Source organism: Collinsella sp. LCP19S3_C9 (assembly GCF_052121575.1).
GTDB lineage: Bacteria > Actinomycetota > Coriobacteriia > Coriobacteriales > Coriobacteriaceae > Collinsella.
On sequence record NZ_JBQKDZ010000002.1, the window covers coordinates 153,590 to 167,642 of the forward strand.

Consider the following 14,053-nt stretch of genomic DNA (forward strand, 5'->3'; position numbering starts at 1 on the left):
TTTGAGCGGCAGATGGCCCGGCAGGGGCTCGCGTAGCGTCGACTCGTTACGCGGTTTGGCAAAACCGCGTAACCTTGGCCCCATCCCCAGTTTAGTTCTGCGAGAAAAAAGGAAACTGACGGGGATCCACCGGCGGATGTGGCATCGGCGTGCCCTGGGGCCCGCCCTGCGGTCCGCCCTGGCCGCCCATCATCCTTTCGATGGCGTCCTGGACCTCGCCCTCGAACTTTTTCATTCCCTCGTGCAAACGACGCTGACCGTCCTCAGAGCGCAGCTCCTCCATCTGCTCGGGCGAAATACCCAACAGCTCACCCAACAGACCCATCATCTCACCGCGCATGCGATCGCCCGTATCGCTATCGGCAAAGCGGCGCACTTCGGCGCGCGCCAGTGAATCAACCGTCATGCGCTCCTTGCCGTTGAGCCCCAAATCGGACCACGCAAGCATGTACGGCCAAGCGCGCTCGGCAAACGAACGGGCCGAAACGATCGGCGCCGTCGGCAACATGCGACGGGCAGCCTCACCCTGTCGAACGAGCATCAGCAGCAGCGAGCAGGCCTCAGGCTTGCCAGCGGCCATCGGGATGTCGTCGAAAGATCGATTGCGGTCCACGTGCGCCTCGAGCGCGCCATCGACCTCACCCGGCTCAAGCCCGCCGAGCAGCTGTGCCGCGCGGTCGAGCATATCGACCGGACCGTCGAGCGTCGAGAGCGCCTGCGCCAGCACTCGCTCCATACAATCTTCCACCGCGTTGAGCGTCACGAGCTCTTGGGGCACCACGGCAGACGTGCGGTTGCGCACGCGCGCCACAAACTCAAGCGTCGACAGGTACACATCGCCAAAGGGCGCAAAGTCGCCCTGGTAGCCGCCGGACAGCGCGGGCGCCGCTAGCGCGTACTCGGTCTTGGAGAGCGGGCTCAACGCCATGGCGCCCAGCTCGAGCGCCGTGTCCTCGAGCATCAGGCCCAGCGCACGCGAGCGCAGACGCTCGGCATCGCCCGCCGACACGTCGCGATCGAGCACACGCGCCGCATCCGGTGCATCGCGCTCGACGGTGCGAATGTGCAGGCGCTCGGCAATCGCGCGGACGGCGGCACAGCGGGCAGCCTCGGCCTCTTCCTGAGCCGGCGTAAAGATACGGTTGCGCCCCAGCACAAGGCCAATCACATTACGCGGGCCCAGAGCGTCAACGGCAAGTGCCGCCAGCAGGGACGACGGCAAGTCACCCTCGAGTGCCACCACAGCACGCGACGCGCCGCGAGCGCGGGCATTGTCGCGCACGGCGAGCACCAGCGCCTGCCACAGCCACTCCTCGGAACGAAACTCGGGCAGTTCGTGATCTTCCAGGGCATCGAGCATCACGCCGCGCTGAATCTCCTGAACCAGCAGGCTCTCCTCAAAACACGGCGCCTGGGCCACCACGCGACCGCAGTCGTCGAGCACAAACGAACCGCCGGTATATACCGACTCGTCGTACGCACCGACCGGCGCCATGCAGGCAAACCACACGCTGCGCTTAGATGCGATCTTGCGGTAGGCACCGCTGCGAACGGCGGCGATGGCGGCAGTCTCGCGGTCGGTCATGTCAAACGCGTTGAATTGGAAATACGCAATGAGGTCAACACCGGTCGGCAACATCTCGAGTTCGCGGTCCAAGTCAAAAATCACGGCGATGCGCACGCCGTCCACGTCGAACACCGGCGGCGCCCAACGCGTGTCGTTGTTCTCGCCACGCTGCAGGGCAATGCTCGATCGCGCCGGCACCACATGACCGTCCTTGAGCATCATGTAGTCGAGCAGCGGCTGGCCCTCAAACGAAACCGCCGCGGGCACGATGCAGATCATATCGAGCTCTTGGATACGCTCGGCAACACCGGTCAGGCCTGTCAGCATGTCGTGCTCAAAGTCGGCAGTACCCATCAGGCCGCCGGGCAGAGCACCCATAAAGAGCGGAGCCGGGACGCACAGCACGCGCGCCCCGCGCTCGTGGGCCAGACGAGCCTGGTCCTCGATGCGACCGCAAATGCCCTCAATATCACCCAGGCGCATATCGATCTGTGCAAGTGCGAGCTTCATGGCCCAGCCCTTTCCGTCGTAAACCATCGAAACCGTAGTAAAAGCGCCGGCCGCATAATGCAGCCGGCGCTTGCATGTGCATATGCTAGCTATGATACCCCGAGCGGGGGCGCGCTCCTAGAACGTCGCGGACCACAGCCCATGCAGGTTGCAGTAGGCATAGACGGTACCGGTCTTGGAGCCGCCAGCGAAAAACGTCGCGGGCTTCATGCCGGGCTCAAGGTAATGGACCTCCAGGCGGCCCTCGGCCTCAAGCGCGATCCACTCGATGTAGTGCTCGGGCAGCATGGGGTGCTCCGTCGAGCCCACGCGAGCACGAATGACGTGGCCATCGCGCTCGATCTCGACAACAGGCACGTGCTTCTCGTGCGCCGCATCCTCGGTGTTTGCCGTCAGCTCCGTGCAGCCGGCAGGGGTCGCAACGTCGTCGCCAAGAGCGGCAACGAGCTTGCCGTCGGAGTCTTTAAAGAATTTCGCCATGATGTTCTCCTTTGCTGATGTGCCAATGTTCTCAATGGTTCTTATGCCCAAAGAGCGCCGAACCATCCATGGCATTGCAAATGAACACATAACGGATGGGATAAACGGTCGGGCCAGGACGAACCGGCGACCTGGCCCAGCCCGGCGGCCCCATCCCGCGCGCAGCTAGCGACCGTCGCCACCGAGCAGCGCCAGAACATCCTCGCGCGTGAACAGCGCCGACGAAATGCCATCGCCGCCGAGCACACTGTTGACCAGGTCGCGCTTGGACTCCTGCATCTGCATGATGCGTTCCTCGATCGTGTCCTTGGCGATGAGCTTGTACACGGTCACGGTGTGCTGCTGGCCAATGCGGTGGGCGCGGTCGGTCGCCTGGTCCTGCGCCGCCACGTTCCACCACGGGTCGTAGTGGATGACCACGTCGGCAGCCGTCAAATTAAGGCCCACGCCGCCCGCCTTGAGCGAAATCAAGAACACCGGCGCCTCGCCCGCTTGGAACTGCGCAACCATCTTGGCGCGGCTCTCTTTAGACGATGCGCCCGTAAGCTTAAGGAAGGCGATATCCTCCTTGGCCAGGCGCTTGCCGATGATATCGAGCATGCCCGTAAACTGGCTGAACAGCAAGATGCGATGACCGCCGTCGAGCGCGCCGTGGACGAGCTCCATACACGTATCGAGCTTGGCGCTTCCCGCCTTGTAGTCCGCGTAATGCAGATGAGGATCACAGCAGATCTGGCGCAGCTTGGTGAGCTCGGCAAGTACCTTGAGCTTATCTTTTTTGAACTCCCCGGCCTCGCGGTGCTGCACTTGCTGGGCAATGCGGTCCTGGTTGGCCAGGTAGAGCTTGCGCTGCTCGCCGGTGAGCTGCGCCATCACCGTGTCCTCGATCTTCTCGGGCAGGTCGGCCACCACGTCTTCCTTGACGCGGCGAAGCACAAACGGCGACACGAGCGCCTGCAGGCGAGCGGCGCTGTCACCCTCGGCGTGCTCGACCGGGCTTTCGAAGCGCTTGGCAAACGACTCGCGCGTGCCGAGCAGGCCCGGCATCAAAAAGTCGAAGATGCTCCAGAGCTCGGACAGGCGGTTTTCGATGGGCGTACCCGTCAGGGCAAAGCGCACACCGGCCGGCAGACGCTTGGCGGCGCGAGCCACCTGCGTGAGCGGGTTTTTAATGTACTGGGCTTCATCCAGCACCACGCGGGCAAAGTCCTGCTCGACGTACTCGTCGATATCGCGGCGCATGAGGTCGTACGACGTCACGACCACGTTATGCTCGGCCACGCCGGCAATCTGCACGCGACGTTGGGCCTTAGCACCCACAATGGCGCACACATCAATCGAGGGGGCAAAGCGCTCCAGCTCGGCAGTCCAGTTGTACACAAGCGACGCAGGGCACACCACAAGCGTGGGCTTAGTGTCCCCCGCCTCCACGCGCGCCAGGATATGCGCGATCATCTGGAGCGTTTTGCCCAGGCCCATGTCGTCGGCCAAGATGCCGCCAAGGCCCAGATGCTCGAGCGAACCGAGCCACTGGTAGCCATCGACCTGGTAGCCACGCAGCGTGGCCTTGAGCGAGGCCGGCACCGTAAAGTCCATCTTGCCGAGCGTGTCCAGGCGCTCGACGGTGCGACGGAATGCAGCGTCGCGATCGGCTTCGAGCGCGGGCGTGCGCGCAAGCATGCTGTCGACGAACAGGGTACTCGACGCGGGAAGCGACACGCCGTCGAGCAGGTCGACGGCATCGACCCCCAGATCCTCGGCAAGACCAAACGCGGCGCGCGCTCCCTCGTCCAGGCGAATGATGTCGCCCGACGTGAGACGAGCAAACGTCTGGTGACGCTTGTAGGAATCGAGGTAGATGGCAAGGTCTGCCGCCGAAAGGCCGCTCGCGCCCAGTTCGACGTCGAGCAGGTTACTCTTGACGGTCGCGCGCACCGAAAGCTTGGGCGCAGGGCGGACCGAGATCTGGCGCAGACGGTCGCTGAGCATGACCTCGCCCAGCTCGGACAGGGCAGACAGGCCCTCAGTGAGCAAGTGGAACAGGCTCTCGTCATCGCGTTCCTCAAACGCCAGGCCACCCTCGTAAAAGTCGAAATACAGAGCCGCCGTATCCATAACGCGAAACTCTGCCACCTCGTCGCGCGGCGGCACGCCCGGGCGCTGCTCTTCGAAGGGGCTGCCCGGAGCGCCCATGCTAAAGAGATCTGCCGACCAGTCGCCGTAGGTAACCGTAATTTTGCAGGTCACGAGCCCATCGTCGACACCGATCGCCATGGCAAAGCTTGGCTCGGGCGCCACGGTATCGAGCACAGCGGGCGCGGTAAGGTCGGTGTAGTCGCGCAAGATAGGCAGCGCCATGCGGCAAAACTCACCCACCTGGTCGGCGGCGATATGGACCGGTGTGCGGCAGGGCAACAAGTGCGATAGGAACGGCGCGGCATGTTGGGCAAACGCCGTGTCGGTACGGCGTGCGCGGCGCGTATCGACCAGATAGGCGACGTCGCCCGAGGCAAAGCAGTACGTATCGGCCGGAAGGCGCAAGTCGTAGCTGCCCCCGGCTGCCGGCACAATCTTGGCAGCAATCAGCGGCGGGCGCTTAGCCGGGACTTCGTTCTCCCCTTCCGGCAACGACTCGACCGTCACCTCGTAGGCGCGGTGCGTCGTCGTCCCCCGCGACCAAGCAGGTTCAAAGGACATGGTCCTGCCACGCAGCAGGTCCAGCACGGACACGATGGAATACTCGGATACCGGCAACTGACGCTCGGCGACAAAACCGCTGCGGGCAAAGTCGTACGATGCCGAGCGCGAGCTCGTAATATCGCCTAGGTAGGCGACCGTCATTGCAACAAAGTCGAGCAGCTTTGCCGATACATCATCGAAAGCCTCGGGCGCATGAAGGAACGTAAGCTTCTTGCCATAGGAGAACGTACCGCCGCGCGCATAGGCATCGGCCATGCCGTCGATATCCTTAACCACGTAGGACACCGAGCCGCAGCGGATGCGAAACTCAAGCGCCCAGCTAAAGCGATCGGCAAACAGCGGATTGTAGTACGGCACCAGCGAGGGCTCCAGCACTGCTTTGGGCGCATCGGGGTCAATGGTGCCAGCGAGCTTGCGGCGCATGGCCACGAGTTTATCCATGCGCGCGTCCGAAAGATCGGAAAGCGCTGCCACAAGGCTCGGGCTCGTGGGCACGGGCGCCGGGAAGGGAAAGTTGGGGTTGACCGGAGATGCGCTGGGCGCGGGGCGTGTGGGCTGCTTGGACTGTGCGGGCGGCACCGTAAACGTGCGGACCGGCGTGCGCAAACCCTCGACGGGCTCGGCGCCGCTGGCATCCAGATACGCCAACGCCGTGGCGATGGCGTGCTTGCACATGCCGGAATAGCGGAAGGCGGCGGGACAATCGCAGTCGTAGTCGACAACCTCGTGCTCGTCCATATCGAGCGCCACGTGCGTCTTATACAGGTCGCCGCGCGAACCACGCACCGTACCCTCGATATTCACGTTTTTGGAGAAGCGCGAGCCGGAGTCCTCAAACGACAGCACGGCGCCGTTGAGCATGAGCGAACGCCCCTTCATAAAGGTACTGCTGAGCGCCGCCTCCTTACGAAGCGCCTGCACAAACGTCCCCTGCGCCATCGCTTCCTCCAATCTCACCCGGGGTAGCTAATTTGGGACGGGGCTATTTTAGCTACCCCCATATGTCGGTTGAGATGTGTTCCGACCCCGACTCATTCGCCGTCAGCCAAAGGGTAGCTAAAAAAGCCCCGTCCCAAATTAGCTACCCCGCCAACGGCGTCCTTAGATCACCGTCACTCTGCCTTGGTTACCCACGATGGCCTTGGCCTCGGCCAACAGCGGAATCGAGCGTGCGTTGACCTTAGCAGGTACCTCGGCACGCAGCACGCGCCCGTCCGCCTGCTCGATAAAGATCTCTACGCGGTCGCCGCCCGGGTTGGTGGTGAGCACCGTGGCAAGACGCGCCATGTTGCCCTGGCTAAAGCGGCTGTTGGGCACCATGACCTCAAACACCTTGGGCTTGTTGTTCTCCTCGTTGAGCTCAAGCGGCACAATCTCCTGCGCGATGATCTGATCGCCGCGGTCAGAGCGCTCGAGCTTGCCCTTAATGCGCACAAACGCATCGGACAGCTGCGCGCCGGTCTCGGGATCGACCTCGCCGTACAGATACCCCTCTGCCTCCTTGAAGGTCTTGGGGAACACCACGACGGTGGCCTCGCCTTCCATGTCCTCGAGCTGCACGATGCCCATGGGGTCGCCGTTTTTGGTCACGCGCTTGGACACGCTCGAGACCATACCGGCCCACCACAGCGCCTTGCCCTCGGGAATCTCCTGGTTGATGGTGCCGCCCGTGGGGTTTTGCACCTCGTAGCCGGTGTCGATCTGCGAGAACGAGAAGTCGCGCGCTTTGCTGAGCGCATACTCAAACGGGCGCAGCGGGTGGTCCGAGACATAGATGCCCAGAACCTCCTTCTCCTGGCTCAGCTTAAGGTGGCGGTCCCATTCCTGGCCATCCGGATCGGGTACGCTCACCTCAAAGCCCGAGCCCTCAACGTCGCCAAACATGTCGAAGAACGACGTCTGGCCGCTCGCGCGATCCTTCTGGCGCTTTGCCGCGGCATCGATGATGTTCTCGGGGTTGTTCTTGTCCACAAAGTGCATCATCTGACGACGCGGATACCCCGTGGAGTCGAAGGCACCTGCCTTGATGAGCGATTCGATCACGCGACGGTTGGCCTGGCTCGAATCCACGCGCTCGACAAAGTCATGCAGCGTCTTAAACGGACCGCCCGCCTCGCGCTCGGCGATAATCGCCTGCGCCACGCCGGTGCCCACGCCGCGGATACCGGCCAGACCAAAGCGCACACCTTCCTTGGTAGCCGTGAACTCGGTACCGGACTCGTTGACATCTGGCGAAAGCACGGGGATGCCGTCGTGACGGCATGCCGAGACGTAGTGCACGATCTTGTCGGTCTTGCCCGTATAGGACGTCAGGACGGCCGCCATGTACTCGTGCGGATAGTGCGCCTTGAGCCACGCCGTCTGCATAACCAAGATGGCGTAGCCGGCGGAGTGCGACTTGTTGAAGGCGTAGGACGCGAACTCGAGAACATCGTCCCAAATCTTCTGGGCGACCTCGCGCGTGTAGTTGTTCTTGATGGCGCCGTTCATCCAGTGGTCGTAGGTGGTCTCGTCCGAGCCATCCTCCCAGTGGAGCACCGTCGACGTGAGCAGCTTGATCTTCTTCTTAGCCACGGGCTTACGGATACGCGAGTCCGATTCGCCCTTGGAGAAGCCGCACATCTCGACGGAGATGAGCATAACCTGCTCCTGGTAGACCATGGTGCCGTAGGTTTCGCCCAAGATGTCGTCCAGACGGTCGTCGTAGGAGACGGCCGGCTCCTTGCCGTTCATACGGTTGATGTAGGACGAAACCATGCCGGCGCCCAGCGGGCCCGGGCGGTACAGGGCAATCAATGCCACGACGTGCTTGTACTCGGTGGGCTTCATGTTCTTGATCGTGGCCGTCATGCCGGCGGACTCGACCTGGAAGACGCCGGCGGTGTGGCCGGAGCCCATGAGCTTAAAGATCTCGGGATCGTCAAAGGGAATCTCTTCCTCTTTGATGTCGATGCCGAAGTTCTTTTTGATGTTTGCCTTGGCCTTGGAGATAACCGTCAGCGTACGCAGACCCAAAAAGTCCATCTTGAGCAGGCCCATGTCGGCAACGGTATGGCCCTCGTACTGGGTAATCTCGACGCCGCCCTTGGTGTCGAGCTTGGTGGGCACGTGCTCGTTGACGGGGTCGCGGCAGATCAGAACGGCGCACGCATGCACGCCCTCGCCACGGGTGAGGCCCTCGATCGAGAGCGCCGTGTCGATGATGCGGCGGGCGTCGTCGTCCTTTTTATAGGCCTCGGCAAAGTCGGGGTTAAACAGATCCTCTTTGCCGGGTTGTTTTTCGAGCACCTGCTTGAGCTTGACCTTGGGGTCGCTCGAGACCATCTTGGACAGGCGCTGGCCCATGTAGACCGGGTAGTCCAGGACGCGCGCGGCGTCGTTGATGGCCTGCTTGGCCTTAATGGTCGAGTAGGTGATGACGTGGGTGACCTTCTCGGGACCGTAGAGCTGGCGAACGTGCTCCACGACCTCGAGACGCCGCTCATCGTCGAAGTCCATATCGATATCGGGCATCTCGGTACGCTGCGGGGACAGGAACCTCTCGAACATCAGACCGTTCTCGAGCGGGTCGAACGCGGTAATGTTCATGGCGTAGGCGACGATAGCGCCGGCGGCCGAGCCACGGCCGGGGCCGACGCCGATGCCGTTGTCCTTGGCCCATTGCACGTACTCGGCGACGATCAAAAAGTAGGCGGCAAAGCCCTTGTCGCAAATGACCTTGTATTCGTACTCAAAGCGCTCTTTGATGTTGACGCCACCGATCTCGCGCGTGGCCCAGTCGTCACCGTAGTGCTGGCGCAGGCCTTTCTCGCACTCGCGGCGGAACTGGCTCTCGTGCGTCTCGCCGGGATCGAGCAGCGGGAAGCGCGGCAGGATGATGGAGTCCCAGTCCAGCTCAACGTAGCACTTGTCGGCGATCTCGAGCGTGTTGTCGCAGGCCTCGGGGCAATACGGGAACATCGCCCGCATCTCCTCCTCGGTCTTCATGTAAAACTCCGAGCCGGTCATGCGCATGCGGTTGGGGTCGTCGACCTTGGCGTTCATGCCGATGCACATGATGACGTCCTGCACGGGCGCGTCCTCGCGGCGCAGGTAGTGGAAGTCGTTGGTGGCGATGACCTTGACGCCCACCTGTTTGGCGATATCAATGAGCGTGCGGTCCATCTGCTCGTCGGTCAGGCCGTTATCGGTGGTGATGCCGTGTTCCTGGATCTCGATGTAGAAGTCGCCGGGGTCAAAAGTATCACGGAAGGTCTCGGCCCACTTGATGGCGCCCTCCATGTCGCCCCGGTCGATGTATTTGGGGATGATGCCCGCGATGCAGGCGCTGGTGCAGATCATGCCCTTGGCGTGGCGGCGCAGGTTGTCGAGCGTCACGCGCGGCTTGTAGTAAAAGCCCTGCACGGCGGCCTCGGAGACCGTTTGCATCAGGTTGACGTAGCCCTCCTGGTCCTTGGCCAGAAGGATCATGTGGTAGAGCTCGGGTTTGTGGTCGCGGGCGAGCGTCTCGTCCGGCGTAAAGTAGACCTCGCAGCCAAAGATGGGCTTGATGACCAGAGGCGGCTTGAGCTCGTCGATATTGCCCTTCTCGTCCCACATGGCCATGTCCTTCACATACTGGGCATGCTCGCGCGGGTTTGCCTCGGGATCGGGCTCCACCAGCTCGTCGCGGCGGTCCTTTTCCAAGAAGGCCTTGTCGTGGCTCCAAGTTTTGTACTCGGGCGTGTTGTGGTTGACGGCGTCGCAGGCCAGGGCCAGATCGGGCACGCCATACATGTAGCCGTGGTCGGTAATGGCCACGGCGGGCATGCCCAGCTCTACGGCACGGTTGACCATATCCTGGATACGGGTTGCGCCGTCGAGCATGGAGAAAACAGTGTGGTTGTGCAGATGGACGAATGCCATGTGATGAGCTCCGATGCGGGTTCGTGTTCTGACTGAACGATTTTACCCCACGGCACGGACAGCGCCCGAACCTAGCCAAACCCACACGGGTAGCTAATTTGGGACGGGGCTTTTTTAGCTACCCTTTGACTGACGGCGAACGAGTCGGGGTCGGAATACATCTCAACCGATGTATGGGGGTAGCTAAAAAAGCCCCGTCCCAAATTAGCTACCCCTGAGCTGCAGTGGAATCGAAAAGGATCCCACCGCACGTTATTGAGGGTTAGAGGTTGTAGGTGACCACCTGGGGCTCGGCGAGCTCGACTAAGACGGCTGGGACCGTCTGCTCCACGCGGACGAACTTGACGGTCACCGTCTTAAAGCCCGCCTTATGCAGAACATCCGAATAGACGCGCGCCTGCAGGGCGTGCTTCTCGAGCAGCTGGTCGGGTGTCTCATCCGGCGTGCCACCCGTCTTGTAATCGATAACCAGTGCGCGTGACGGATCGGCCGGGTCGGTCGCCAGCGCATCGATGGCGCCCTCGGCATATGCACCGAAGCGGGCAATGTCCTTGTCCTCGCAGCCCAGCGAGAAGAACGGCACTTCGGCACGGACGCACGGCCAGGCAAGAAGCTCGGCACGGACCGACGACCTGAGCCAGCGATTCAGGGCAACGTCAAAACGCTCGCGCTGCTCCGGCGTCAGGCACCACAGGCGCGTCAGCGCATCGGCACGCTCAGCGGGCAGCGCATTGGCACCCATCTCGATGAGCCACTGGCAGGCGGCATGGAACGCCGAGCCCAGCGCCATGGGGTTGCCGGCGGGCTCGACAGCAGCCACGTCTGCATCGGCCATCTCCGAGCCATCCGACTCGGCATCGTCGCCCGCCTCGTCCATGGGAACACGCGCCTCGGCGGCACGGTCTTCCGTCTCGGCATGGAGCGCCGCGGCGATCGACGAATAGCTGTACGAATCACGCGCCGGGAACGGACACGTGCCCATGCGCACGCCCGCCGCCTGGGGATATACGAGTTCAAACGAATCGGGCTTGGGGTCGGCAGGACCGGGCACGGTTGAGTGCGCAGCATTATCGGCGACATCGGTATCGCCACGAACGAGCCTGCCCTCGGCATCCAGCGAAGCGTTGGCCTCAAACGCCTGCTCGCCAAAGGTAAAGTCCGAAAGTGAAATGAGCTCGTAGTCGCCCGGCTGGGAGTTGTCGAATACCAGGCGGTCGGCATCGAGCTGCGGCATGTCCAGAGCGTCGGTCGGCAGAATGCGGCGCAGCACGTCGTAGGTCAGATCGGTCTCGACATCGAAGGTCGGCGCCGTCACCTTGCCACGGCTCACACCGGCATCCATCGCCAAGATCACCAGCTCGCGCGCACGGGTCATGGCAACATAGAGCAAACGGGCCCGCTCCTCGAGCGAAAGCTGCAGATCGTCGTTGCGCAGGCGGGCAAATGCCTCGGCGGGAGAACCCGTCGCACAGACGTCCTCCATGAGCTCCGGTGGTAGCCACAGCGACGTGCCCTTGCCCTTAAACGCATGCTCAAACTGCTTTTTGACGTCATCGCCCTTTACGAACGTGCCGTCCGCGAGTTTAACGCCGTCGAAGCGTGCCGGCAGCGCCACGACCCGCGCTCCGCCCTCGACGCGACCCATCTGTGCCGCACCCGAGGACTTACGCACGCCAAAGCACTCGGCGACCGCCACGACCGGATATTCCAGACCCTTGGAGGCATGAACCGTCATGATGCGCACCGCGCCGTCGCCCTCCTCGTTGAGGGCGCCCGGGGCCTCCTTGCCCGCCAGGAAGCGATCGAAGGCAAGCGCAATGGAGCGCGGCGAGTTACCGAACTCGGCCTCCGCCTCGGCCACGGCATCGAGCGCCTTGAGCACGTTGGCGGCGATGGCCTTGCCCTCGGGGCCGCGCTGCGCCAGGCGCACAAACCAGCCGGAGGCATTGACCGCGTCGCGCGCGATGGCGGCGAACGAATCACGCCCCACGCGACGCAGTGCGTAGCGCAGCACCTCGCGGGCACGCGTCACGAGCGGCAAGCCCTGCAAGCCCGGCACATCGGAATCGCTCATGATGCCCGCATCGATGTTGCGGCGCGACGTCTCGCCCGTCTGATCGTCGAGTTTGGTCGCCAGCGCCAGGAACTCCTGGGCGCCGAGTGCAAACATCGGCGAGGCCAGCAGTGGCATAAGGCCCTGCGCCGTATCGGCCGGATTGGCGAGGGCGCAAACCAGGGCGCGCACCGTCTGCACCTCGGCAGCTTGGGCAAAGACCGAGCCGCCCGCGATGACGCAGTCGAGCCCCTGGTCACGGAAGGCCTGTGCGTAGACGTCTGCGTTGGTCATGCGGCCCAGCAGCAGCACCATGCCGCCCTGGGGCTGGCCGGCATCGGCAAGCGCGCGGAATCGCTCCGCGATCGCGCGGGCCTTGGCCTGTGTGCGCTCCTGCGTACTGCCGCCGGCAACAAAGAGGGCCTGGCGGCGCGAGGCATCCGCCACCAGCGTGTCCTTGCGGCCGTCGCTCGCCTCAAGATCCAAAAAGCCCTGCATCAGGCCGCCGTCATCGCCGTCGAAGACGCGGGCCACATAGCGCAGCACCTCGTCGTGGCTGCGGAAGTTGCGCACGAGCTTGACGAGCTCGCCGGCGGGGGCATCGGACGTGGCAACCGTCTCCGACGCCGCCGTCGATTCCACTTTGCGCTCCTGGCGACGGAACACCTCGACCTCGGCGCCGCGGAAGCGATAGATCGACTGCTGCGCATCGCCCACGGTGCACAGCGCGCGCTCCCCCGCACCCGTCAGGTAACGGATCAGGTCGACCTGCATCTGATCGGTATCCTGGAACTCGTCGATCATGACCATCTTAAAGCGGCCCTCGTACGCAGCACGAATGGCAGGGTAATCGCGCAGGGCCTCGTAGGCCATGCGCAGCAGGTCGTTATTATCGAGGGCGGACTGGGCGGCCTTCAGTGCGCGATACTCGGCCTCTACAGAGCGGGCCAAGCCCACCAGTGCATCGAGCGCGGGGCCACCGCAGGCAAGCACGATATTGATAAATGCATCGGCGGCCTCGGCCTTGAGCAGCTCGACCTGCTCCTTGGGGAACGCCTTGCTCGCGCGCGGCATGGCGCACGACATCATGAGTCGCGCCGCATCGGCCATGGTCTTGCCGCTCGCCTCGAACGCGTCGATGGCGTCGAGCGCCGTCTGCGCCTTCTCGGTCGCCGCCTTGCTTGCGCCCAGCGCCGCGCGATAGGCATCGGCGAGCGCCGAGGTATCGGCCTGGCCACGCGCCACGCACACGTCGTCCATGCCGCCCGGCAGCTGGCTCGAGAGCTCCAGCATCTCGCGCACCAGACCCTTGATGGTCGTGCCGGCACCAAAGGGGCCGCCCTCGCCCGCCATGGGATACCAGGCGTAGAGGGCCTTGAGCGATGCCGCGAGCTCGGGGGCGGCATCGGGTGCCGTCGCGCGGGCCAGCACATGCTCAACAGCCTGGTCCATGAGCTCGTCGGTATCGGTGAGCACCGTGAACTCGGGGTCGATGCCCAACTCCAGCGCGTGTGCGCGCAGGATACGCGAGCACATGCCGTGAATGGTCGAGATCCACGCGTCGTCGACGGTCAGCGCTTCCTCGTCCATGCCCTCGTCGATAAGCGCACGGCGCACGCGATCGCGAATCTCGGCCGCGGCATCCTTGGTAAAGGTAATGGCGAGCACCTGGTCCAGATGCTCGACGAACGGACCGGATTCGGGCGAGAGCGCGTAGACGATGCGGCGCGTGAGGGTAAAGGTCTTGCCCGAACCGGCGCCCGCCGAGACAAACAGCGGACGGTCGAGCGTCTTGACGATCTGCAGCTGTTGCGGCATCAAGGTCGAAAGATCCATGG

The 14,053-nt window shown here is 63.5% G+C and carries 5 protein-coding genes; all 5 read right to left on the minus strand.

Features of this window, described 5'->3' with window-relative positions; all coding sequences use genetic code 11:
* Nucleotides 1-91: 91 nt before the first annotated feature.
* The 5 genes from ACTQXI_RS01675 to ACTQXI_RS01695 all read right to left on the minus strand — a co-directional run bounded on the left by ACTQXI_RS01675 (nt 92) and on the right by ACTQXI_RS01695 (nt 14,051).
* Nucleotides 92-2,077, minus strand: coding sequence for a hypothetical protein (locus ACTQXI_RS01675; protein ID WP_441048286.1), 1,986 nt, complete (start codon nt 2,075-2,077; stop codon nt 92-94).
* 117 nt (nt 2,078-2,194) lie between these two features.
* On the minus strand, nt 2,195-2,557 hold the full coding sequence (locus tag ACTQXI_RS01680) for a desulfoferrodoxin family protein (RefSeq protein ID WP_154515902.1): 363 nt from the start codon (nt 2,555-2,557) through the stop codon (nt 2,195-2,197).
* A gap of 165 nt (nt 2,558-2,722) precedes the next feature.
* Nucleotides 2,723-6,196 carry a DEAD/DEAH box helicase gene (locus ACTQXI_RS01685; RefSeq protein ID WP_441048288.1) on the minus strand — a complete coding sequence of 1,158 codons (3,474 nt, stop codon included), beginning with the start codon at nt 6,194-6,196 and terminating at the stop codon, nt 2,723-2,725.
* A gap of 162 nt (nt 6,197-6,358) precedes the next feature.
* Nucleotides 6,359-10,162, minus strand: a complete 3,804-nt coding sequence (dnaE, locus tag ACTQXI_RS01690; protein WP_441548196.1) for a DNA polymerase III subunit alpha — start codon at nt 10,160-10,162, stop codon at nt 6,359-6,361.
* 262 nt (nt 10,163-10,424) lie between these two features.
* The gene (locus ACTQXI_RS01695) at nt 10,425-14,051 is read right to left on the minus strand and encodes a UvrD-helicase domain-containing protein (protein WP_441548197.1); all 3,627 of its coding nucleotides are present in this window, start codon (nt 14,049-14,051) and stop codon (nt 10,425-10,427) included.
* Nucleotides 14,052-14,053: the final 2 nt, after the last annotated feature.

Excerpts from the sequence above, each read along its gene's own strand:
- ACTQXI_RS01675 (WP_441048286.1), bottom strand. The coding sequence starts at position 2,077 with ATGAAGCTCGCACTTGCACAGATCGATATGCGCCTGGGTGATATTGAG.
- ACTQXI_RS01685 (WP_441048288.1), bottom strand. The coding sequence starts at position 6,196 with ATGGCGCAGGGGACGTTTGTGCAGGCGCTTCGTAAGGAGGCGGCGCTC.
- dnaE (WP_441548196.1), bottom strand. The coding sequence starts at position 10,162 with ATGGCATTCGTCCATCTGCACAACCACACTGTTTTCTCCATGCTCGAC.
- ACTQXI_RS01695 (WP_441548197.1), bottom strand. The coding sequence starts at position 14,051 with ATGGATCTTTCGACCTTGATGCCGCAACAGCTGCAGATCGTCAAGACG.
- ACTQXI_RS01680 (WP_154515902.1), bottom strand. The coding sequence starts at position 2,557 with ATGGCGAAATTCTTTAAAGACTCCGACGGCAAGCTCGTTGCCGCTCTT.